This window comes from Acidocella sp. C78 (assembly GCF_907164655.1).
Genome location: NZ_CAJQZK010000038.1, coordinates 1 through 21,525, shown reverse-complemented (window position 1 = coordinate 21,525; position 21,525 = coordinate 1). Strand labels below are relative to the sequence as shown.

General features: G+C 71.1%; 16 protein-coding genes, 3 pseudogenes and 1 riboswitch. Of the genes and pseudogenes, 7 read left to right on the top strand and 12 right to left on the bottom strand.

The genetic code is table 11. The annotated features are described in order from the left end of the window. The 3 genes and pseudogenes from speE to ACIDOCELLA78_RS000000111960 form a co-directional block, all read right to left on the bottom strand. Nucleotides 1-809 (bottom strand): annotated as a pseudogene (speE, locus tag ACIDOCELLA78_RS000000111970) (polyamine aminopropyltransferase); the annotation flags it as partial. Nucleotides 810-878: 69 nt separating this feature from the next. Then, nucleotides 879-1,343: an adenosylmethionine decarboxylase gene (speD, locus tag ACIDOCELLA78_RS000000111965; protein WP_201729747.1), complete on the bottom strand. Its 465-nt coding sequence runs from the start codon at nucleotides 1,341-1,343 to the stop codon at nucleotides 879-881. Between the two features lie 192 nt (nucleotides 1,344-1,535). Beyond that, nucleotides 1,536-2,263: pseudogene (locus tag ACIDOCELLA78_RS000000111960) on the bottom strand (alpha/beta hydrolase). Between the two features lie 70 nt (nucleotides 2,264-2,333). Here ACIDOCELLA78_RS000000111960 and ACIDOCELLA78_RS000000111955 point away from each other — a divergent pair. From ACIDOCELLA78_RS000000111955 to ACIDOCELLA78_RS000000111940, 4 genes are all read left to right on the top strand, one after another. Further along, nucleotides 2,334-3,473, top strand: a complete 1,140-nt coding sequence (locus ACIDOCELLA78_RS000000111955) for a glycosyltransferase family 4 protein (protein ID WP_201729746.1) — start codon at nucleotides 2,334-2,336, stop codon at nucleotides 3,471-3,473. Then, on the top strand, nucleotides 3,473-4,402 hold the full coding sequence (locus ACIDOCELLA78_RS000000111950; RefSeq protein WP_201729745.1) for a glycosyltransferase family 9 protein: 930 nt from the start codon (nucleotides 3,473-3,475) through the stop codon (nucleotides 4,400-4,402). The genes ACIDOCELLA78_RS000000111955 and ACIDOCELLA78_RS000000111950 overlap by 1 nt, the downstream gene beginning before the upstream one ends. 11 nt (nucleotides 4,403-4,413) lie before the next feature. After that, nucleotides 4,414-6,336, top strand: coding sequence for a threonine--tRNA ligase (gene thrS, locus ACIDOCELLA78_RS000000111945; protein ID WP_201729744.1), 1,923 nt, complete (start codon nucleotides 4,414-4,416; stop codon nucleotides 6,334-6,336). Between the two features lie 127 nt (nucleotides 6,337-6,463). Beyond that, nucleotides 6,464-7,030, top strand: coding sequence for a hypothetical protein (locus ACIDOCELLA78_RS000000111940; protein WP_201729743.1), 567 nt, complete (start codon nucleotides 6,464-6,466; stop codon nucleotides 7,028-7,030). A 34-nt stretch (nucleotides 7,031-7,064) separates the two neighbouring features. Here the strand turns inward: ACIDOCELLA78_RS000000111940 and ACIDOCELLA78_RS000000111935 are convergent, their stop codons facing one another. Beyond that, nucleotides 7,065-7,886, bottom strand: a complete 822-nt coding sequence (locus tag ACIDOCELLA78_RS000000111935; RefSeq protein ID WP_201729742.1) for an IclR family transcriptional regulator C-terminal domain-containing protein — start codon at nucleotides 7,884-7,886, stop codon at nucleotides 7,065-7,067. 193 nt (nucleotides 7,887-8,079) lie between these two features. Further along, a complete protein-coding gene (locus ACIDOCELLA78_RS000000111930) occupies nucleotides 8,080-8,526 on the bottom strand; it encodes an OsmC family protein (RefSeq protein ID WP_201729741.1) in 447 nt (148 codons plus the stop codon). 110 nt (nucleotides 8,527-8,636) lie between these two features. After that, a riboswitch (cobalamin riboswitch) is annotated at nucleotides 8,637-8,872 on the top strand. 102 nt (nucleotides 8,873-8,974) lie between these two features. Here ACIDOCELLA78_RS000000111930 and metE point away from each other — a divergent pair. From metE to ACIDOCELLA78_RS000000111915, 3 genes and pseudogenes are all read left to right on the top strand, one after another. Beyond that, on the top strand, nucleotides 8,975-11,284 hold the full coding sequence (gene metE, locus ACIDOCELLA78_RS000000111925; protein WP_201729740.1) for a 5-methyltetrahydropteroyltriglutamate--homocysteine S-methyltransferase: 2,310 nt from the start codon (nucleotides 8,975-8,977) through the stop codon (nucleotides 11,282-11,284). Between the two features lie 145 nt (nucleotides 11,285-11,429). Next, nucleotides 11,430-13,160 (top strand): L-arabinonate dehydratase, encoded by a 1,731-nt coding sequence (araD, locus tag ACIDOCELLA78_RS000000111920; protein ID WP_201729739.1) that lies wholly within the window; start codon nucleotides 11,430-11,432, stop codon nucleotides 13,158-13,160. A gap of 105 nt (nucleotides 13,161-13,265) precedes the next feature. Next, nucleotides 13,266-15,625: pseudogene (locus ACIDOCELLA78_RS000000111915) on the top strand (xanthine dehydrogenase family protein molybdopterin-binding subunit). Nucleotides 15,626-15,643: 18 nt separating this feature from the next. Here the strand turns inward: ACIDOCELLA78_RS000000111915 and ACIDOCELLA78_RS000000111910 are convergent. The 7 genes from ACIDOCELLA78_RS000000111910 to ACIDOCELLA78_RS000000111880 form a co-directional block, all read right to left on the bottom strand. Beyond that, the gene (locus tag ACIDOCELLA78_RS000000111910) at nucleotides 15,644-16,516 is read right to left on the bottom strand and encodes a methyltransferase domain-containing protein (RefSeq protein ID WP_249676740.1); all 873 of its coding nucleotides are present in this window, start codon (nucleotides 16,514-16,516) and stop codon (nucleotides 15,644-15,646) included. A gap of 127 nt (nucleotides 16,517-16,643) precedes the next feature. Further along, on the bottom strand, nucleotides 16,644-17,456 hold the full coding sequence (locus ACIDOCELLA78_RS000000111905; protein WP_201729738.1) for a hypothetical protein: 813 nt from the start codon (nucleotides 17,454-17,456) through the stop codon (nucleotides 16,644-16,646). After that, the gene (locus ACIDOCELLA78_RS000000111900; protein ID WP_201729737.1) at nucleotides 17,453-18,589 is read right to left on the bottom strand and encodes a DUF563 domain-containing protein; all 1,137 of its coding nucleotides are present in this window, start codon (nucleotides 18,587-18,589) and stop codon (nucleotides 17,453-17,455) included. Before ACIDOCELLA78_RS000000111900 ends, ACIDOCELLA78_RS000000111905 begins: the two co-directional genes overlap by 4 nt. A gap of 208 nt (nucleotides 18,590-18,797) precedes the next feature. Beyond that, nucleotides 18,798-19,181 (bottom strand): PTS glucitol/sorbitol transporter subunit IIA, encoded by a 384-nt coding sequence (locus ACIDOCELLA78_RS000000111895; protein WP_201729736.1) that lies wholly within the window; start codon nucleotides 19,179-19,181, stop codon nucleotides 18,798-18,800. Between the two features lie 9 nt (nucleotides 19,182-19,190). Further along, the gene (locus ACIDOCELLA78_RS000000111890; RefSeq protein WP_201729735.1) at nucleotides 19,191-20,204 is read right to left on the bottom strand and encodes a PTS glucitol/sorbitol transporter subunit IIB; all 1,014 of its coding nucleotides are present in this window, start codon (nucleotides 20,202-20,204) and stop codon (nucleotides 19,191-19,193) included. Between the two features lie 21 nt (nucleotides 20,205-20,225). Continuing rightward, the gene (locus ACIDOCELLA78_RS000000111885) at nucleotides 20,226-20,765 is read right to left on the bottom strand and encodes a PTS glucitol/sorbitol transporter subunit IIC (RefSeq protein WP_201729734.1); all 540 of its coding nucleotides are present in this window, start codon (nucleotides 20,763-20,765) and stop codon (nucleotides 20,226-20,228) included. 56 nt (nucleotides 20,766-20,821) lie between these two features. Beyond that, on the bottom strand, nucleotides 20,822-21,295 hold the full coding sequence (locus ACIDOCELLA78_RS000000111880) for a transcriptional regulator GutM (protein WP_201729733.1): 474 nt from the start codon (nucleotides 21,293-21,295) through the stop codon (nucleotides 20,822-20,824). Nucleotides 21,296-21,525: the final 230 nt, after the last annotated feature.

Genomic DNA, 21,525 nt, shown 5'->3' with positions numbered 1-21,525 from the left:
CATCTCCGGCGACCAGTAGTCCGTGGTCCCGAGAATCCCCGCGGCCGCCGCCCGCTCGCGGATCGTCGCCGCCGGCAGCGGGTGAGTTCGGCATCCTTGCCGGCCCAGCCCAGCGTCATGAACCCGCCGACATAGGTCGGCACCGCGGCGACATAGGCGGTCACGTGCGGGAAGAATTTCCGCCGCCGCGCCGAGGTCTCGCGCAGCTCGTCCGCCTGCATGAACGGCACGCCGCACTGGTTCACCACCAGCCCGCGCGCAGTCAGGATGCGCGCGCAATTGGCGTAGAAATCATCGGTGAACAGCACCTCGCCCACCCCGATCGGATCGGTCGAATCGACGATGATGACGTCGAAACTCGCATCCGCCGCCGTCTTCACATAATCGATCCCGTCGCCGACGATCACCTCCGCGCGCGGATCGTCCCAGGCCTCGCCCGCGATCTTCGGCAGGAATTGCTTCGCCAGCCGGATCACCTCGCCGTCGATCTCGACCATCACCGCCCGCTCGACGCCCTTGTGCATCAGCACCCGCCGCAGCACGCCGCCATCGCCGGCGCCGATGATCAGCACCGATTTCGCCGCCCCATGCGCCAGCAGCGGCACATGCGTCAGCATCTCCTGATAGACGAACTCGTCGCCCTCGGTGATCTGGACGACGCCGTCCAGCATCATCACCCTGCCGTGAAACTCGCTCTCGAAGATCGCGATGTCCTGGAAGTCGCTCTTCGTCCGCGCCAGCTCGCGCGTCACCCCGAAGCGCTGGCCCCAGAACGGATACAGCGTCTCGTTCACCCACATGTCGGTCATGCTCTCGCTCCATGCGAAAACACCGCCCTGCCGGGGGCAAGGCGGTGCGTCATCGTCAACGGTCTGGCCTCAGGCGGTGACGCCGCGGCGCTGCTCGCCCACCTGCACGTCGCTCGGCGAGAACGCCGCGCGCAGGAACGGAATCGCCTTGTAGGGATCGCACACGCCGCACATGAAAATGTCGATCGCGGCGTAGTTGCGCTCCGGCCAGGTGTGGATCGAGATATGGCTCTCGGCCAGCACCACCACGCCGGACACGCCGCCATTCGGCGTGAAATGGTGGAAATGGCTGTGCAGGATCGTCGCCCCGGCGGCGAGCGCGCCCTCGCGCAGCGTCTCGTCGATCAGCTCGGGACTGTCGAGCTTCTCGGCCCCCCACAAATCCACGAGCAGATGCGTTCCGGCGAATTTCACGCCGTCGCGCTCGACGAAATAATCCTTCGGCACGGCGACCTCGTCGATCGCGTCCTGAGCAACAGTCTGGTTTTCGCTCGGAATTTCCGAGACCATCCCCAGTCGGGCAAGTGCGTTCATCGCGAACCCCCTCAACCAGTGACAGCCTGTAGAACGCGACACCGCGCCGCGCCCCCCGGGGCCAAGAGCGCGGCATATGCGGAAAAACCGCTGGCGTTGCAAGGGGTTTTTCAGGTTTCTTCGATGAAATTTTACCCCCCCTGCGCAGGGGGGCAATGCAAGGCGGTTATGGCCCCGCCGGCGCAAGCCGGCTCAGATCGAAAACACCTCCGCCGCAATCAGTGCCAGATCCTGCGGGCGCGACAGCCGGTGCTCCCCGTCCTTCACCAGCGTCACCCGCACATCCGCGCCGCGGACCGCCTCGGCGATCCGCAGCGCCGTCCGCCACGGCACCTCGGCGTCGCGCTGCCCCTGGATCAGCCGCACCGGCGCATCGAGCGGAATCGGCCCGCCCAGCACCAGGTTCCGCCGCCCATCCTCCAGCAGCGCCGCGGTCACCGGCGTCGGCGCGCCATAGGGGTTGGGGAGGAAAAACATCCCGTCTCGCGCCAGCGCCTCCCGCTCGGCGGCGCCGAGGGCGGGCTCCATCAGCTCGGCGGTGAAATCGGGCGCTGCGGCAATGCCGACGAACCCGGCCAGACGCGCGCCGAGCCTTCGTGCCAGCAGCAGCCCGATCCACCCGCCCATCGACGATCCCACCAGCACGAGGCTCCGCTCCGGCGCCGCCGCGGCGATCACGGCTTCGGCATCCGCCGCCCAGCGCCCGATCGTCCCCGCCTCGAACCGCCCGCCCGATTGCCCGTGCCCGGAATAATCCAGCCGCAGCATCGCCCGCCCCGCGCGGCGCATTCATCGCGCAGAAACAGCGCCTTGGTGCCCTGCATGTCCGAGGCGAAGCCGGGCAGGAACACCACCACCTTCCCCTCGCCCGGCAGATACGCCCCCGCCAGCGCGGTCCCCGCCGCGTCCACCCGCACCATCCGCTCGTTCACCGGGCTCTCCCCTTGGCCATCCGCTCATGGTATCGGCGCAATGAAAGAAAGGTTAACAATGCGCCATCCCTCCGATTATGCGATTCTACAGGTTCTGCCGCGTCTGGAAACCGGGGGGGTGGAGCAGGTGGTGGTGGAACTCACCGAGGCGGTGGCCCGCACCGGCGCGCGCGCCTTCGTCGCCAGCCAGCCGGGCCGTCTGGTCCGCGCGGTCGAGCGCGCCGGCGGCCGGCATGTCGCGATCGACCTCGAATCCCGCAACCCGTTCAAGCTCCTCGCCGCCGCAAGGCAGCTCGCCCGGCTGATCCGCGCCGAGCGCATCTCCCTGGTCCACGCCCATTCCCGCGCCCCGGCCATCGCCGCCCGCCTCGCCGCCCGGCGCTGCGGCGTGCCCTTCGTCACCACCTATCACGGCGCCTACGGCCAGCGCGGCCGGCTCAAGCGCGCCTATAACGCGGTGATGGCCTCCGGCGACCGGGTGATCGCGATCTCCGAATTCATCGCCGATCTCGTCCGCGCCCGCCACCATGTCGGGCCGGATCGCCTGCGCATCGTCCCCGGCGGGGTGGATTGCGCGAAATTCGCGCCCGACGCGGTGAATGGCGGGCGGATGGAAACCCTCGCCCGCGCCTGGGCCCTGCCGGATGGCGCGCCGGTCATCATGCTCCCCGCCCGGCTCACGGGCTGGAAGGGCCAGCGCGTCGCCATCGAGGCGCTCGCCCGCATGCGCCACCGCGACGCCATCCTCCTCCTCGTCGGCGCCACCCAGGGGCGCGAGGCCTATCGCCGCGCCCTCGTCGCCACGATCCGCCGGCTCGATCTCACCCCCCGCGTCTTCTTCGCCGGCGACTGCGCCGACATGCCCGCCGCCTACAAGCTGGCGGACATCGTGGTGAACGCCTCGACCGACCCGGAAGCCTTCGGCCGCACCATCGTCGAGGCCCAGGCGATGCGCCGCCTGGTCATCGCCACCGAGCACGGCGCCGCCCGCGAAACCATCCGCCACGGCGAAACCGGCTGGCGCACCAGACCCGGCGACGCCGCCGACCTCGCCGCCGCCCTCGACGCCGCCCTCGACCTGCCGCCCGCGACCCGCGCCGCGATGGGCGAGGCCGCCCGCGCCTATGTCGCCGAATTCTACTCGATCGCGGCGATGCAGAACGGCAATCTCGCGGTCTATGACGAGCTGCTGCGCTGATGCCGCGCCTCCTCGTCATCCGCCACGGCGCGCTGGGCGACATCATCCTCAGCTTCCCCGCCTTCGCCGCCATCCGCGAAGCCCATCCGGATGCCGACATCGCGCTGCTGACCACGAAGCCCTTCGCCCCCTGGCTCGAAGCCGCCCCCTGGTTCGACCGCGTGATCATCGACCCGAAACCCGGCCCGCTCGACCTCGCCGGCCTGCGCCGCCTGCGCCGCGCGCTGTCCGGCTTCGCGATGGTCTATGATCTGCAAACCTCCGGCCGCTCCAGCCGCTATTTCCGCCTCGCCGGACGCCCGCCCTGGTCCGGCATCGCCCCCGGCTGCGCCTTCCCCCACGCCGATCCCGCGCGCGACCGCCTGCACACCCGCGAACGCCTCGCAGCCCAGCTCGAAGCCGCCGGCATCCCCCTGCCCCTGCCGGTCCCCGACCTGTCATGGACGATCGCCGCCCCGCCCCTCCCCCTGCCGGACCGCTTCGTCGCGCTGATCCCCGGCGCCGCCCCGCACCGGCCGGAAAAACGCTGGCCGGCGGAAAACTTCGGCGACCTCGCTTCAAGGCTCGACCTCCCCTGCGTCGTCCTCGGCACCGCGTCCGAAACCCCGCTCGCCGCCGCCATCGCCGCCCGCGCCCCGGGCACGCTCGACCTCACCGGCCGCACCACCCTCCCCCAGCTCGCCGGCGTGCTCGCCCGCACCCGCCTCGCCATCGGCAACGATACCGGCCCGATGCACCTCGCCTGCGCCCTCGGCACAAGCTGCGTCGTGCTGTTCGGCGGCGCCTCCGATCCCGCGCTGACCGCCCCGCGCACCCAAGATGGCGGCTGGCCCGCCATCCTCCGCCGCCCCGATCTCGCCGCCCTTGCGGTGGCGGACGTTGCCGCGGCGGCACAGGATGGGCATAACCACCCCTCATCCACGCCCTGAAGGAGCCCCCAATGCCCGCGATCACCCTGCCCGACGGTTCCGTCCGCGACTATCCGGGCCCCGTCACCGGCACCGAGATCGCCGCCTCCATCGGCCCCGGCCTCGCGAAAGCCGCGCTGGCGATGGAGGTCGATGGCAGGATGCTCGACCTCTCCCGCACCCTCGACGCCGATGCCAGCGTCCGCTTCATCACCCGCCGCGACGCCGATGCGCTCGAACTCATCCGCCACGACGCCGCCCATGTGATGGCCGAGGCGGTGCAGGCGCTCTACCCCGGCACGCAGGTCACCATCGGCCCGGCCATCGAGGGCGGCTTCTATTACGATTTCTTCCGCAACGAGCCCTTCACCCCGGACGATCTGCCGGCGATCGAGGCGAAGATGCGCGAGATCATCGCCGCCAACGCGCCCTTCACCCGCGAGGTCTGGGACCGCGACGAGGCGATCCGCCTCTTCGAATCCCACGGCGAGCGCTTCAAGGCCGAGCTGATCCGCGACCTGCCGGCCAGCGAGACCATCACCATCTACCGCCAGGGTGACTGGTTCGATCTCTGCCGCGGCCCGCATCTGCGCGGCACCGGCGATATCGGCGGCGCCTTCAGGCTCACCAAGGTCGCCGGTGCCTACTGGCGCGGCGATCACCGCAACCCGATGCTCAGCCGCATCTACGGCACCGCCTGGCGCGACCAGAAGGAGCTGGACGCCCACCTGCAACAGCTCGAGGAGGCCGAGCGCCGCGACCACCGCAAGATCGGCCGGCAGATGGACCTCTTCCACATGCAGGAGGAAGCCGTCGGCAGCGTGTTCTGGCACGAGAAGGGCTGGCGCCTCTACCGCACGGTGGAAGCCTATATGCGCCGCCGCCAGGAGGAATTCGGCTATATCGAGGTCCGCACCCCGCAGCTGCTCGACCGCAAGCTCTGGGAAGCCTCCGGCCACTGGGACAATTACCGCAGCCACATGTTCATCGCCGAGGTCGAGGACGAGGACAAGGTCCTCGCCGTCAAGCCGATGAACTGCCCCTGCCACGTGCAGATCTTCAATCACGGCCTGCGCTCCTACCGCGAGCTGCCGCTGCGCATGGCCGAGTTCGGCGCCTGCCACCGCTACGAGCCCTCCGGCGCGCTGCACGGCATCATGCGCGTCCGCGCCTTCGCCCAGGACGACGCGCACATCTTCTGCACCGAGGACCAGATCGCCGGCGAAACCGTCCGCTTCGTCGAAATGCTCCGCCGCGTCTACGCCGATTTCGGCTTCCCCGATTTCGCGGTGAAATTCGCCGACCGCCCGACCCCCCGCTCCGGGTCGGACGAGGTGTGGGACAAGGCCGAGGCCGCGCTCCGCTCGGCCTGCGAAACCGCCGGCGTCGCCTTCACCGTCAATCCCGGCGAGGGCGCCTTCTACGGCCCGAAACTCGAATTCGTCCTCCGCGACGCGATCGGGCGGGACTGGCAGTGCGGCACGCTCCAGGTCGATTTCGTCCTCCCCGAGCGGCTCGACGCCTCCTACGTCACCGCCGAATCCGGCCGCGCCCGCCCGGTCATGCTGCACCGCGCGATCGTGGGCAGTTTCGAGCGCTTCATCGGCATCCTGATCGAGAACTGCGCCGGCCGCTTCCCGCTCTGGCTCGCCCCCACCCAGGCGGCCGTCGCCAGCATCGTCACCGACGCCAACGACTATGCCGAGACGGTCGCGGCGAAACTCAAGGCCGCCGGCCTCGCCGTCGTCACCGACACCCGCAACGAGAAGATCAACGCCAAGGTGCGCGACCTCTCGCTCGCTCTGGTGCCGAACATCCTCGTCGTCGGCCGCCGCGAGGCCGAGCAGCAAACCGTCTCGATCCGCCGCCTCGGCTCCGACAAGCAGGACAGCATGACCCTCGACGAGGCCATCGCCACCCTCAAGGCAGATGCCACCCCGCCCGACCTGCGCTAGTTTCCTGCGCTAGTTTTTTGCTCCTTTGTTGCTCCGCCCGCCCGTGCGGGACAGGCGACGCCCGAACGGGAGCAGCGGGGAGCAAAAACATTGCCCACCCCCGGGCAAATATGTTCTTGTTCCGTTCATGGATGTCGCCCGCCGCTTCCGCGCCTTGATCGACACGCTGTGCGACGCCGTCGCGCGGCGCGGCGCGGCCGGCGTCTTCGGCCCCGAGAGCGGCGCCCTCACCATCCTGCTCTGGACCCGCCTACGCCGCTACGCCACATTTTTGATCCGCCTCTGCGATAACCAGGTTTCTGCTCCGCGTCCGCGTCCCACTCGCCACCGCGAGCGCCGGCCGGTGGATCGCGCAAGGCTCGCCTTGCCCCGCCGCCCCGCCTGGCTGCTCGCGCCGGTCCCCGAGGCCGTCGCCGCCGCCGGCCAGCTCCGCGCCCTGCTCGCCGAACCCGAATTGCAGCGCCGCATCGCCGCCGATCCGCGCTTCGGCCGCATCCTCCGCCCGCTCTGCCGCACCCTCGGCCTCAAGCTCCCGGCCGCGCTCCGCCTGCCCCAGCGCCCGCGCAAGCGACGCCCCAAACCCGAAACCACACAAGCCCGCGCCGACGAGGCGGACGCGAAACTGCCGCGCCGCTTCCGCCCGCCCGCCTGGCTGCGCCGGCGCGAGCGCCCGCGCGGCCCGCCATGCTGGTAATCCGGTTCCGCCGCCCTTCAGCCGGCGTCCCCGCTCAGCCGAGCAGGGCGACCGCCCGCGCGCATTGCGCCGCCGCCTCGCGGATCGCGGGCACGATGCGGCGCATCACCTCGTCATGCGACACCCGCGCCACGTTGGTGGCGACATTGAGCGCCACCGCCTGCCGCGACCCCTTGCCCGGCACCGCGACCGCGACCGAGCGCAGGCCGAGTTCCAGCTCCTGGTCGTTGAGCGCGAATCCGTCCCGCCGCACCGCCGCCAGCCGGTCGAGCAGCAGCGCCGGGTCGGTGATGGTCGCCTGCGTGAAGCCCGGCAGCGTCCCGCGCCCATACCGCGCGCGCACCTCGTCGTCGCTCAGCGTCGCGAGCAGCGCCTGGCCCATCGAGGTCGCATGCGCCGGCAGCCTCGTGCCGACCCCGAGCGAGAGCGCCATCAGCCGCTGCGGCGCCGCCGACCGCGCGACATAGACGATGTCGGTCCCGTCCAGCACCGCCGCCGAGCTGGATTCGCCCAGCCGCTGGGTCAGCCCGGTCAGATAGGGTTCGATGAGTTCGGGAAAGCGCAGGCTGCCGAGATAGGCATAGCCCAGCTCCAGCACCCGCGGCGTGAGCGTGAACCACCGCTCGGTCTGCACCGCATAGCCGAGGTCGCACAGCGTGAGCAGAAACCGCCGCGCCGCCGAGCGCTGCAACCCGGTGACGCGGGCGGCGTCCGACAGCGTCATTTTCGGCCGCTCCGGCCCGAAGGCGCACAATATCGCCAGCCCGCGCGCGAAACTCTCCACGTGGTCGCGCGGGTTGGTCACGCTCGGGCGCGGCAGGGGCGATGCAACGGTCTCGTCTGGGGCACTGGGCATTCGTGCGTTCTGCGCACATGTCCCCTGCGGATGCAAGATGCCGGGGCGCGCGGGGCGAAAATCGTTAACCTGCCGCACGCGGAGCGCGAGCTTGCGGATTCCCCCCGCGCTTGTCCACAGGCTTATTCAGATTTCTGTGGACAACTCGCGCGAAGCCAGGCTCGTAACAAACTGATTTCGCTCCGTTGCCGCCTCAGCCCTTGACCCTCGCGCCGCTGCCGTCGGTCACGCTCACCTCGATCGGGATTCCGCGCGCGACCGAGGCGCCGACGGTGCAGAACTGCTCGAACTGGTCGAGAATCCGCTGCAAATGCCCGATCGTTCCCGCCTCGGCGGCGAAACCGATGGCGACATGGATCGCCTGCACCCGCAACCGCCGGGTCTCGTCGCGGTCCACCGTCGCCCGCGCGGTGGTGGTGATCGTCCCCGGCGTCTCGCGGAACTTGGTCATCGCGAAATGAAAGCTGGACGACATGCACGAGCCCACCGCCGCGAGCAGCAGCTGCACCGGCTCCGGCCCCGCCCCGCCGCCGAGCGGCGGCGGCTCGTCGGAGACCAGCGTCGGCAAGGCGCCGGCGAATGTGGTCTCGAACCGGAAATTCTCGATCTGCCGCAGGACGATCTCGTGCGTGTCGGCCATGGTCCATGTCTCCTTCTGTCCCCCCAATCTGCACCCGGCGCGCCGCCGCCGCCAGAGCGCCATCCGGCCACGCCCGACAGCCCGCCCTTGCCGCGCGCGGCCCAAGCCGGCATATCAGTCCGGTCACCGGTCCCGCGCGAGCGGGTGAAAAGGGAACATCGTGCGCTTCGGCCGGGCTTCATTGTCCCGGAAGCAAGTCGATGGCTGCCCCCGCAACTGTCAGCGGCGAGCCGGTGGTCCGTCCGCCCCGCAAGGGCGAGCCACTGAACCCGAACCGGTTTGGGAAGGCAGGGCCACCAGCGTCGAGCCGCGAGCCAGGAGACCTGCCGGTGTCGCACCAACCATGCTGCCGGGCGGGGTGCACCGGAAGCCGGAGCCGACCCATGACTGCACGTATCAGCGGCAGCGCCTGCCGCGCGCGTCCCCTCTCTCGCCAGGGAGAGAGCGCATGAGCATCGCCACCAATCTCGGGTTTCCCCGCATCGGCCGCCGGCGCGAGCTGAAAGCGGCGCTTGAGGCGCATTGGGCGGGCGAGCTGTCCGAAACCGCCCTGCGCGATGCCGCGAGGGCGCTGCGCGCCGAGTCCCAGGCGCTGCAACAGGGGCTGGGCATCGGCCACATCCCCTCCAACGACGCCCCGCTCTACGACCATGTGCTCGATACCGCCTGCATGTTCGGCGCCATCCCGCCGGGCTATGGCTGGCGCGGGGGGGAGGTGTCGCTCGCGACCTATTTCGCCCTCGCCCGCGGCGCCGGCGGGCACGATGCGCCGTCCGGCCTGCCCGCGCTCGAAATGACCAAGTGGTTCGACACGAATTATCACTACCTCGTGCCCCGTCTGTCCGCCGGGCAGCGCTTCACCCTTACCGCCAACCGCCCGCTGGAGCAGTTCCGCGAGGCGCTGGCCGGCCACCGCCGCACCCGGCCGGTGCTGCTCGGCCCGGTCTCGTTCCTGCTGCTCGCCAAGACCGATGACGGCTCCGACCCGCTCGACCTGCTCGCCCGCCTGCTGCCCTGCTACGCGCAGGTGCTGGCGGAACTGGCCGCCGAGGGCTGCGCCTGGGTGCAGATGGACGAGCCGGTTCTGGCACTCGACCTCTCGGGGCGGGCCCGTGCGGCGCTGACCCTTGCCTATGAAACCCTCGCCCGCGGCGCCACGCCGCGCCTGCTGCTCGCGAGCTATTTCGCGCCGATGGCCGACAACCTGCCCACGGCGCTCGCTTTGCCGGTCGCCGGCCTGCATCTCGACCTCGTGCGCGGCCGCGCCGATCTCGCGCCCACCCTCGCTGCGATCGGCCCGGCGCGCCATCTCTCGCTCGGCCTGATCGACGGGCGGAATGTCTGGCGGGCGGATCTGCGCGCCGCCCTCGCCACCGCGCGCGAGGCGGTGCGCGCGCTCGGCGGCACCGAGCGGCTGATGATCGCGCCGAGTTGCAGCCTGCTGCATGTGCCGGTCGATCTCGCGCAGGAAGACCGGCTCGACCCGGCGATCCGCCCGTGGCTCGCCTTCGCCACCCAGAAACTCGCCGAGATCGCCACCATCGCCCGCGGCCTCGACGAGGGCGAGAGCGCGATCGCCGAGGCGCTGGAGATCGCCGATGCGGCCCGCCGCAGCCGCGCCGAAAGCGCCCGCGTCCACCGGCCGGACGTCGCCGCCCGGCTGCTCACCGCGACAGCGGCGATGGAATCCCGCGCGCTGCCGCACGCCTCGCGGCGGGCCTTGCAGCGCCAGCGCCTCGACCTGCCCGCCTTCCCGACCACGACGATCGGCTCGCTGCCACAAACCGCCGGCGTGCGCCGGACCCGGGCGGCGCACGCCCGCGGCGAGATCAGCGCCGCCGCATACGATGAAGCGATCGCGACCTGGACCGAGGATGCGATCCGCGTGCAGGAACGGATCGGGCTCGACGTGCTGGTGCATGGCGAATTCGAGCGCAACGACATGGTCAAGTATTTCGGCGAGCAGCTCGACGGCTTCGCCTTCACCCGGCATGGCTGGGTGCAGTCCTATGGTAGCCGCTGCGTCGCCCCGCCGATCATCTGGGGCGATGTCGCGCGGCCCCGGCCGATGACGGTGCGCTGGGCGCGCCACGCCCAGTCGCTCACCGCCCGCCCGGTGAAGGGGATGCTGACCGGGCCGGTGACGATGCTGCAATGGTCGTTCGTCCGCGACGACCTGCCGCGCGAGGCCGTCTGCCGCCAGATCGCGCTGGCCCTGCGCGACGAGGTGGCCGATCTCGATGCCGCCGGCCTGCCCATCATCCAGGTGGACGAGCCGGCCCTGCGCGAGGGCCTGCCGCTGCGCGACGCCGATCGCGGCGCCTATCTGCGCTGGGCGGTGTCCTGCTTCCGCCTCGCCACCGCCGCGGTCCGCGACGACACGGCGATCCACACCCACATGTGCTACGCCGAGTTCCACGACATCATGCCGGCCATCGCCGCCATGGACGCGGACGCGATCTCGATCGAGACCGCGCGCAGCCGGATGGACCTGCTGGAGGCCTTCGCCCGCGACGGCGCCCACGCCTATCCGGCCGAAATCGGCCCCGGCGTGTGGGACATCCACAGCCCGCGCGTTCCGCCCGAGGCGGAAATCCTCGCCCTGCTCCGCCTCGCCCGGGAAAAGCTGGCGGACGAGCAGCTCTGGGTGAACCCGGATTGCGGGCTCAAGACCCGCAACTGGCGCGAGGTGGTGCCGGCGCTGGAAAACCTGGTCGGCGCCGCGCGCCGGCTGCGGGCCGAGGCCGCGGCGGCGTGACGCCCGGCCGCCCTGCCGGCACGGCCACGCCGGCAGGGCGGGCTTGCATCCACTTGCAATGGCGGGCTTGCATCCCGCGCGCCGCGACTCCAGAAAAGTGCGAAGGCACCGCGCCGCGCGGCGCCGGCACGCGAGGAGAACGACGATGACCAAGCCGCGCAAGACGCCCGAGGAGCTGCGCAGCCATCGCTGGTTCGGGGCGTCCGACCTGCGCAGCTTCGGCCATCGCTCGCGGATCAAGCAGCTCGGCCACGCGCCCGAGGATTACGCCGGCAAGCCGGTCATCGCCATCGTCAACACCTGGAGCGGCCTCGCCCACTGCCACGGCCATTTCCCCCAGCGCGTCGAGGCGATCCGCCGCGGCGTGCTGCAGGCGGGCGGCTTTCCGGTCGAGATTCCGGTGATGGCGCTGCCGGAGAATTTCGTGAAGCCGACGACGATGCTCTATCGCAACCTGCTCGCGATGGAGGTCGAGGAAAGCCTGCGCTCGCTGCCGGTGGACGGCGCGGTGCTGATGGGCGGCTGCGACAAGACCACGCCGGCCACCATCATGGGCGCGATCAGCGCCGGGCTGCCGGCGATCTTCATGCCCGCCGGGCCGATGCTGCGCGGCGACTGGGGCGGGCGCATCCTCGGCTCGGGCTCGGATGTCTGGAAGTACTGGGACGAGAAGCGCGCCGGCAACATTTCCGACGCGCAATGGGAAGACATGGAATCCGGCATCGCCCGCTCGGACGGCGTGTGCATGACGATGGGCACGGCGATGACGATGACCTCGCTCGCCGAGGTGCTCGGCCTCACCTTGCCGGGGGCGACCTCGATCCCGGCGCCGGATTCGCGCCATGCCCGCATGGCGGCGGCGACCGGGCGGCGGATCGTCGAGATGGTCTGGGAAAACATCACCCCCGCCGACCTGCTCAGCAAGGCGAGTTTCGAGAACGCGATCGTCGCCAGCGCCGCCCTCGCGGGTTCGACCAACGCGATCATCCACCTGATCGCGATGGCCCGCCGCGCCGGGATCGACCTCGATCTCGACCGGTTCGACGCGCTCTCCGCCGGCGTGCCGGTGCTCGCCAATATCCGCCCCTCCGGCCAATACCTGATGGAGGATTTCTACTATGCCGGCGGCCTGCCCGCCTTTCTCACCCGCATCGCCGACCGGCTCGATCTCGCGACCCGCACGGTGAGCGGGGCGACACTCGGAGAGGCCATCGCCGGCGCCAGCGTGTGGAACGACGACGTGATCCGTCCGCTGGACAATCCGGTCTCCCGCGCCGAGGGTCTCGCGGTGCTGCGCGGCAATCTCGCCCCCGGCGGCTGCGTGATGAAGCCCTCCGCCGCCGCGCCGCACCTGCTCAAGCATGAAGGCCCCGCGCTGGTCTTCGATGATTACGACGCGATGGCGAAAGCCGTCGCCGATCCCGAACTCGACGTCACCGCCGATCACGTCCTGGTGCTGCGCAATGCCGGGCCGCAGGGCGGGCCGGGCATGCCGGAATGGGGCATGCTGCCGATCCCGGTGAAGCTGCTCCGCCAGGGCGTGCGCGACATGCTGCGGATTTCCGACGCGCGAATGAGCGGCACCAGCTATGGCGCCTGCGTGCTGCATGTCGCCCCGGAATCCTTCATCGGCGGGCCGCTTGCGCTGATCCGCACCGGCGATGTCATCGCCATCGACGTCGCCGCGCGGCGGATCGACGTGCGGCTGAGCGACGACGAACTCGCCCGGCGCCGGGCGGCGTGGACGCCGCCGCCGCCCCGCTTCCCGCGCGGCTACGGCGCGATCTTCGCCGCCCATATCGGCCAGGCCGATACCGGCTGCGATTTCGACGTGCTGGCCCGGCCGGGAACGATCGCCGAGCCGGAGATCCACTGACCGGCGGCGCGCCGCGACGGTTTCACGGAACCGCCCCTTGCGCCGGAACCGCCCGGGCCGAACATAAGGGGCAACCCTATTGACGTTCTTCGAAGGACATTCCGCATGACCCGCATCCTCCGCCAGCCGGAAGGGCTGGACCGCGCGCCGGCCGCCGGGCGCTTCGCGATCGGCCAGCCGGTATCGCGACGCGAAGACCCGCTGCTGCTCCGCGGCGAGGGACGCTATACCGACGATCTCGACCGGCCAGGCCAGCTCTACGGCGTCGCCGTGCGCAGCGGAATCGCGCATGGCATCCTGCGCGGCGTCGATACCGCGGCCGCCGCGGCGATGCCCGGGGTTGCCGCCATCATCACCGGCGCCGACATCGCGGCGTCGGGCTTCGGCCCGATGCCCGCCGCCACGAGCCGCAACCGCGACGGGTCGGACACGCCGAAACCCCGGCAGTTCGCGCTGGCGACCGACCGGGTCAGGTATGTCGGCGACCCGATCGCCTTCGTCGTCGCCGAAACGCTCCAGCAGGCGCGCGACGCGGCCGAGGCGGTGCTGGCCGAGATCGACGCGCTGCCGGCGGTGACCGACGCGCGCGAGGCCGCCGCCCCCGGCGCGCCGCAACTGCACGACGAAGCGCCGAGAAACCTGGTGCTCGACTATCATTTCGGCGATGCCGAGGCCGTCGCCGCCGCCTTCGCCCGGGCCGCGCATGTCACCCGCCTGACCCTGCGCAGCAGCCGCGTCATCGTCGCCCCGATGGAGCCGCGCGCGGCGATCGGCGAGTTCGATCCGGCGGAGGGCTACGTGCTGCGGCTCGGCTGCCAGGGCGCGGTCAACATGCGCGGGCTGCTCTGCACCGTGCTCGGCGTGCCGAAGGAGCAGGTCCGCGTCCTGTCCGGCCATGTCGGCGGCTCGTTCGGCATGAAGGCCTCGTGCTATCCCGAATATGTCTGCGCCCTGCTGGCCGCGAAGCAACTCGGCCGCCCGGTGAAATGGACCGACGATCGCTCCGGCAGCTTCCTCTCCGACAGCCACGGCCGCGACCACGAGATGCTGGCCGAACTCGCCCTCGACGCCGAGGGCAATTTCCTCGCGACCCGGCTGACCGGGTTCGCCAATCTCGGCGCCTATCTCTCGAACGTGGTGCTGCTGCCGGCGACCGTGAACGCGGTGAAGAACTTCGTCGGCGTCTACCGCACGCCGCTGATCGAGGTTTCCAGCCGCAGCGTCTTCACCAACACCACCCCGGTCGGCGCCTATCGCGGCGCGGGGCGGCCGGAAGGCAATTACTACATGGAGCGGCTGGTCGAGACCGCCGCGCGCGAGCTGGGGCTGGATCCGCTGGACCTGCGCCGGCGCAACCTGATCCGCCCGGAGGCGATCCCGCATCGCGCCCCCTCGGGCCTGACCTATGACAGCGGCGATTTCCCCGCCACCCTCGACCGCGCGCTGGCCGCGGCGGACTGGGACGGGTTCGGCGCGCGGCGGGCGGAGAGTGCGGCGCGCGGGCGCATCCGCGGGCGCGGCATCGGGCATTATCTGGAGGTGACGGCGGATGCGAGCCCCGAGATGGGCGGCATCCGCTTCGATCCGATGGCGGGGTGACGATCGTCACCGGCACGCTCGATTACGGCCAGGGCCACGCCACCCCCTTCGCCCAGGTGCTGCACGCGAAGCTCGGCATTCCCTTCGAGCGCATCCGCCTCGTGCAGGGCGATTCGAGCCAGCTCCTCGCCGGCGGCGGCACCGGCGGCTCGCGCTCGATCATGCAGAGCGGCGCCGCCATTCTCGAAGCCGGCGACCTCGTGATCGAGAAAGGCCGCCGCGCCGCCGCCCATCTGCTCGAAGCCGGCGAGGCCGACATCGAATTCGCCCACGGGCGCTTCAGCGTCGCCGGCACCGATCTCGGCATCGGCATCATGGACCTCGCCGACCGGCTGCGCGCCGCCGGCGACCTGCCCGAGGGCGTGCCCGCCACGCTCGATGTCGGCCATGTCACGCGCGGCGTGCCCTCGGCCTTCCCCAATGGCTGCCACATCGCCGAGGTCGAGCTCGACCCCGACACCGGGGTGATCGAGGTCGTCGCCTATCACACGGTCAACGATTTCGGCGTGCTGGTGAACCCGCTGCTGGTCGCCGGCCAGGTGCATGGCGGCGTGGCGCAGGGGATCGGCCAGGCGCTGCACGAGCTGGTCGCCTATGACGAGGCCGGCCAGCTGCTGACCGGCTCGTTCATGGATTATGCGCTGCCGCGGGCGGGCGCGGTGCCGGGAATCGGCTTCGCCAGCCACCCGGTGCCGGCGCGGACCAACCCGCTCGGCGTCAAGGGCTGCGGCGAGGCCGGCTGCGCCGGCAGCCTGCCGGCGGTGATGAACGCGGTGGCCGATGCGCTGTCCGGCTTCGGCATCGCGCATATCGACATGCCGGCGACCCCGCGCCGCGTGTGGGAGGCGATCCGGGCGGCGGGATGACCGCGGCGCGCGGGCGGCTCAGCCCGCCGCGGCGACCCGCCCGAACGCGATGAACTCGCAGGCGAAGCCGAACTCGTCGCGCGCGAAACTCGCCTCGAGCGCGCGCATCGCCGCGTCGAACCCCTCGGCGTCGATCAGCCCGGCGGCGATCAGGCGGTCGCGCTGGTTGAGGTAGAAATCCTTCTGATGCGCCTCGACCTCGGCACTGCGGCCATAGGACGTGCCGAGCCTGACGCGCGGCACCGCGAGCACCTGCACCTCGGCAAGCCCGGCGGCGCGGAACAGGCCGTAGAGCCGCCGGCCCACCAGGCGGCCCGCGCCGCGCGAGGCCTGCAACGCGCGGACCGCATCGTTGAGCCGCTGCATCTCCGGCGCCTCGTCCGGGCAGGAGATCCAGGCTCCGTCATCGACATCCATCACCGCGACCCGGCCGCCGGGCGCCGTGACGCGGATCATCTCGCGCAGCGCGTCGGCCGGGCGTTCGAGATGCTGGAACAGAAAGCGGCACAGGGTCAGGTCCTGGCTCCCTGGCGCGGCGGGCAGCGCATAGGCGTCGCCCTGCCGGGTCTCGATGCTGCAGCCGAGCTGGCCCGCCATGTCGCGCAGCAGCGCGAGGCCATGCGCATCGTGATCGATCGCGGTGAGGCGCGCGGCGCCGCCGGTGGCCCAGGCGAGATCGAGACACATCGCGCCGGTGCCGGCGCCGACATCCAGCACCCGCAGCGGCGCTTGCGTCAGGCCAAAGACCGGCAGCAGCGCAAGGCGTTGGAAATGCGTGTGCACGCTCTGGCGCAGCAGCCAGGCGAGATCGCCCGCCTGCGGCAGCACCGTTGCCGTCGCCCGGGCGAACCGCTCCGCCCAGGCCGTCATCGCCGCATGATCTGTCGTCACACTCCCTCCCGGGCCGAAATGTCGAGGCTGGCGCCGGACCGGGCCGTGCCGCACCCGGGATCATGCGCGGCACAGATTAATGATTGCATAAGATCCGGCCTCGCGCCGGAGATTTTCTACATCCGGCTCAGCCGGCGAGCGCGGTGTCGAGCCCGGCCTCGTCGGATGTGGCCGGCCGGCAGCGCAGCATGCCCAGCGCCGCCCAGCCCCGCGCGGGCGGCACGGCGGCCCCGAAGGCGATGACGAGACCGCCCGGATCGCAGAACCCGAGCAGCGGCGCTTCCGCCGCCTGGTCGATCGCGACCACGCGCGCCGCGGCGAGGATGGCGACGAGATCGGGCAGGCCGAGCGGCGTGTCGTCGATCCGCATGGTGAACGGGTCGAGCCGGGCGAAACCGCGCGACGCCAGAAGTTCGGCGAACGGGCCGGGCCGCACCAGCGCGATCCGCTCGGCATGGGGATAGGGTTCGACGGTGAAACGCAGCGCATCGATCCCGATGCGCATCAGCCGCGAGGCGCCGGCATCGCGCGCGGGGCCGAGCGTCGCGATCACCCCGGCGAAGGTGAACGGATGGTCGAACGGCAGATGCGCCCCGTCGAGGCCGAGCATGTCGAGCGCGCCGCGCTGCGCCGGCGTCAGGGCGGGACCGGCCAGTTTCAGCCCGCCGGACACGCGCCGGCCGATCAACCCGCAGGCCAGGGCCGGCCCGAGAAACCGCCCGAGCGGCACCGCCGCCCCGGCCTCCAGCGCGACCACCCGCGCCGCCGAGGCGCCGAGCGGCGGCGTTGCGGCCACCGGCCCGATCACCACCCGCCCGTTGCCGTCGATCAGGCCGAAAGGCTGGGCGAAGATCGTCGCATCCCTGAATTCGCTGCTCGTCAGCATCCCCTCCGGCGCATGCGCGAGGGGGAGGCCGAAGGGTGTCGCGGCGCCCGTCATGGCGCGCCGAAGACCCGGTCGAGCGTCGCGGCGAAGGCGTTGGGATCGACCGCATAGCCGAACCCGCCCCCCGGCGCCGCACCCGCCTCGCCATCCGCCACGCCGAAAAAGACATGCCAGTGCAGCCCCAGCAGGTGGCAGGCGGCGCGGGCCCGCCCATCCGGCAGGCAATCGGGCTGGATTTCCAGCACCCTGGTCTCGGGATCGCAGAAGCCGAGATTGGCGAGACCCGCTCCGGTCTCGCCGATCACGGCGGTGGCGCCGGCGAAGAGTTGCGCCTGCGCCGCCGCCGGGAGCATCGCGGGATCGACGATGTCGAAGCCGAACTGCCCGGCGATCGCCTCGATCCGCTCGCGCTCGCGCATCTGCCGCCGGTTGCCGGCGCCGCGGCGCAGCATCACCCGGCGCGGCCCGGCCGCCGCCGGCAGCACCGCGCGGATCCGGTCGAAGACGGTGCGCGCCAGCGGATTGGGCTCGCTCGCCGTCCAGGCGGTCAGGTCGGTGGTCACGATCTTGCGGAACCGGGTCGGCCGCCGCAACGCGAGATGGGCGTCACCCAGGCCGAGCAGGGCGAGAATGTCCCTCTGCCAGGTGGCCAGCGGCGGTCCGGCGAGGGCGAGTCCCGGGCCAAGGGTTTCGTGATGCAGCAGCGCGCCGCACAGCCCCTCGAACAGGAAGCCGCCGTAATTCGAGGCGCTGGCGCCGCCGACCGGCAGAATGGTCTGCCCGATGCCCGGCACCGGTCGCAACAGCCGCCAGGTGTCGGGCCCGGCCTCGCTGAAATCCGGGTCAACCGCGGAAAGCCGGCTTTGCCGCACGGCCGGCGTGTCCAGCGCGGTGTCGAGCAGGCCACGCGCCGGACTCGCCACCGCCATCGAACGCGGCGCCAGGATCGCGTCATTCAGCACGATGCTGGACAGACGCCGGAACCGGTGCACGGCCGCCGCCCCCGCCCGCGCGTCCCGGCCGGCCGGCGTCTCGGCGCCGAACACCGTCCGCCCGCGGGCCAGCTCGTCCGGCTGCTGGACGACCTCATGATCGGGCGCATGGCGGAACAGCACCTCCGGCCCATCCGGCGCGTGCACCGCCTCGCGAAACCGGGCGAACGGCGCCACCGCCGGGAGGTCGGACACGGCAAGCCGGCCGAACGAGATATGAGGGCCAGTATCGTCTTGATTCATTGCAACGCGAGAATGGTCTTGCCGGGCGCGCAGGGCAAGCCTCACGCCAAGGTTGCAGCCGTAAAAAAACAGGCGGCCATGCGGCCGCCTGAAAGTCTGTCCCGCTCCTGCGGAACCGGCAGGGTTTCCGGGGCGCGCGCACCCGGAAGGCCATGCATGTTCAGCCGGCGGCGATCACCTCGAGCGTGGCGCCGCGGGCGAGCTGGGCGGCGAGATCCGCCGGGCTCGCGCCGGTCACGCAGATCTCGCCGGGCCGCTCGGCGGTGGCCGCGCCATTGAGGCTGAGGGTGAGATGGCCGAGTTCGATCGTCTTTTGCCACGCCTTGTCGCCGATCGCGGTGATGGCGAGGCGCTGATCGCCGATCCGCACGGTGGCGCCGATGCCGGGCGGCGTCGGCAGCTCGATGTCGGGCGTATGCAGCACCGAAACCTCGGCGAGTTCGGCCGGCACCCCGGCGCGGAAGAAGATCAGCACCCCGCCTTCGAGAAGATCGGGCACTTCGGGGCCGATATCGCCGATCCGGCTGCGGTAGAGTATGGTCATCGCCGCTCCTCAATACATGCCGAAACTGGCGACCCAGGCGATCAGCACGGCGATCGGGCCGGTGATCTGGCGGCTGAGCAGCACCGCGGGTACGCCCACCTGCACCGTCTTCGGATCGGCCTCGCCGAGCGACAGGCCGACGGGGACGAAGTCGCACCCCACCTGCGTGTCATAGGCGAACAGCGCCGGCAGGGCGAATTGCGGGCCGATATTGCCGGCGGCGATCTGGGTGCCGACCAGCACGCCGATCACCTGCGCGATCACCGCGCCCGGGCCGAGCACCGGCGAGAGGAACGGCAGGCCGCAGATCACCGAGAGCGCCAGCAGGCCGGGCAGGCTGCCGGCGAGCGGGGTGAGCAGATGCGCGATCACCTTGCCGAGGCCGGTCGCGTCGATGATGCCGACCAGCATGGTGACGAAGGCGATGAAGGGCAGGATGTTGCGCACCACCTGGTCGATCGACTTGCGGCCGGAGGCGAACAGGATGCCGACCACCATGCCCATGAAGCGGCCGATCCGGGCGATGAAGCCGGTGAAGCCGCCGGCATCGCCGGTCTGGGCGGCGCGGGCGGCGCTCATCTCGAAGGGGCTCATCTGCGCGGCCTGCTGGCGCGCCGGCGCTGGCGCCGCGGGGGCGGCGCCGTCGAGCGGGTGCAGCGAGCGCGGGGTGACGCCCGAGACATAGATATCCTCGGTGATGAACTGCGCGAGCGGGCCGGACTGGCCAACCGGGGTGAGGTTGATGGTGGGCAGGCGCTTGCGCGGATAGACCCCGCAGCGCGCCGTGCCGCCGCAATCGATGACGACCGCGGCGATTTCGGATTCCGGCGGCGCCATGCGGAACCCGTCGACCGCCTCGCCGCCGGTCAGCCGCGCCAGCTCGCGCGCGACCTCGGGAATGCCGCCGCCGGTGATGGCGACGATCTTGTTGCGCTCGGCGCTGGCGGTGATCACCAGCGGGCCACCCCAGCCGCCGGGCCCGGCCTCGACGCGGACGGAGGCGTATTCGGATCTGTTCGACATGTGGTTATCCTCCTCGCCGGCTCAGCCGAGTTCGATGCCCTGGCGCCGCGCCAGGAAAAGGGTGATGCGTTCGGTCACGACGCCGCGGATCAGGATCACCACGAGCCCGACGAGGAAATACCGCACCGCGAGTTCGCCGACCGGCAGATGCAGTTTCTGGATGCCCGCGAGCGCGCCGTAATAGACGAACAGCTCGCCGGCATTGGCGTTGGGGAACAGCGCGGTGATCGGATGGCAGTAGGAAACCGCCGAATCGTAGAAGGCGGGCTTGTGCTTCTCCTCGAGGAACACGCCGAACGTGTAGGCCATCGGGTTGGTCAGGAAGAGCAGCGAGAGCAGCGGCAGCAGCGTGTAGCGGGTGACCGCGTAGCGGCCGGCGAAGCGGGCGAAATTGTGGATCCGGTCCTCGCCGACGAGTGCCGTCAGCGCGTAGAAGGCGGTGAGCAGCACCACCAGCGTCGGGATGATGCCGGTGACATAGGCGACGAAAACTTTCCCGCCGGCCTGGAACAGGCCGATGAACCAGCTCGCCGCGGCGGTGATGGGGGTCAGGACGTGCATGGACTTCCTCGTTTGTTGCTGAATGTCCGGGCGGGCCGCGCCGGCCCGCCGGAGCTTTACGCCGCAGCCGCTTCGGGCAGGGCGAGACCGGGGCCGGCGGACGTCACGGCGCACGCGCGGGCGCGGGCGCGGGCGACCTGTTCGGCGGCGCGGCGCGCGGCGAGGCGGAAGCCGTTGCCGGCGCGGCCGGCCGGCGCATCCGCCGCGAGATCGGCAAGGCGCCGCCCGGCGGCGCGCTCCAGCGGGCGGAAGCGGGCGAAGATCGAGCGCCCCTCCATCATCCGCACCTCGCGCACCATGTCGTCCGGTCCGACCACGACGATCAGGATCAGCCCCTTGCCGAGCCGCGACCGGGCATTGCCGACGCCGACCGCGCCATCCGCCCACCGGCCGATGATCTCGCCCATCACTTTCTGGTAGTGCTTCATCTGCCACGCCGTGCCGGCGATCTGCAGCAGCCAGACGACCGCGAACACCGCGATCAGCCCTGTCCAGGACGGCACGCCAAGGCCGTGGAACAGATTCGTCATGACAGCATCCTCACGACTTTTCTCCCTGTGTCGCCGCCGTTCCCCCGCCCGGCGGGCGGGGATCGTCCAGCGTGTTGGTTGGTGCGGCGCCGGCCAGTGATGGCGAGACCCCGACGCGCGATACGAACATTTGTTTATTTTTAAGTCAAGAAGTTTATTAACAGAATTGTGGATTTGCGGTCCACCCTGCGGGAGCGGCAGGAATTCCGGCGGGAATTGGCACGGAGAGC

Coding starts and splice junctions, on each gene's coding strand:
- thrS (WP_201729744.1), top strand. CDS start 4,414: ATGCCCGCGATCACCCTGCCCGACGGTTCCGTCCGCGACTATCCGGGC.
- ACIDOCELLA78_RS000000111895 (WP_201729736.1), bottom strand. CDS start 19,181: ATGACCATACTCTACCGCAGCCGGATCGGCGATATCGGCCCCGAAGTG.
- araD (WP_201729739.1), top strand. CDS start 11,430: ATGACCAAGCCGCGCAAGACGCCCGAGGAGCTGCGCAGCCATCGCTGG.
- ACIDOCELLA78_RS000000111880 (WP_201729733.1), bottom strand. CDS start 21,295: ATGACGAATCTGTTCCACGGCCTTGGCGTGCCGTCCTGGACAGGGCTG.
- speD (WP_201729747.1), bottom strand. CDS start 1,343: ATGAACGCACTTGCCCGACTGGGGATGGTCTCGGAAATTCCGAGCGAA.
- ACIDOCELLA78_RS000000111955 (WP_201729746.1), top strand. CDS start 2,334: ATGCGCCATCCCTCCGATTATGCGATTCTACAGGTTCTGCCGCGTCTG.
- ACIDOCELLA78_RS000000111935 (WP_201729742.1), bottom strand. CDS start 7,886: ATGCCCAGTGCCCCAGACGAGACCGTTGCATCGCCCCTGCCGCGCCCG.
- ACIDOCELLA78_RS000000111950 (WP_201729745.1), top strand. CDS start 3,473: ATGCCGCGCCTCCTCGTCATCCGCCACGGCGCGCTGGGCGACATCATC.
- ACIDOCELLA78_RS000000111940 (WP_201729743.1), top strand. CDS start 6,464: ATGGATGTCGCCCGCCGCTTCCGCGCCTTGATCGACACGCTGTGCGAC.
- ACIDOCELLA78_RS000000111930 (WP_201729741.1), bottom strand. CDS start 8,526: ATGGCCGACACGCACGAGATCGTCCTGCGGCAGATCGAGAATTTCCGG.
- ACIDOCELLA78_RS000000111890 (WP_201729735.1), bottom strand. CDS start 20,204: ATGTCGAACAGATCCGAATACGCCTCCGTCCGCGTCGAGGCCGGGCCC.
- ACIDOCELLA78_RS000000111885 (WP_201729734.1), bottom strand. CDS start 20,765: ATGCACGTCCTGACCCCCATCACCGCCGCGGCGAGCTGGTTCATCGGC.
- metE (WP_201729740.1), top strand. CDS start 8,975: ATGAGCATCGCCACCAATCTCGGGTTTCCCCGCATCGGCCGCCGGCGC.
- ACIDOCELLA78_RS000000111905 (WP_201729738.1), bottom strand. CDS start 17,456: ATGACGGGCGCCGCGACACCCTTCGGCCTCCCCCTCGCGCATGCGCCG.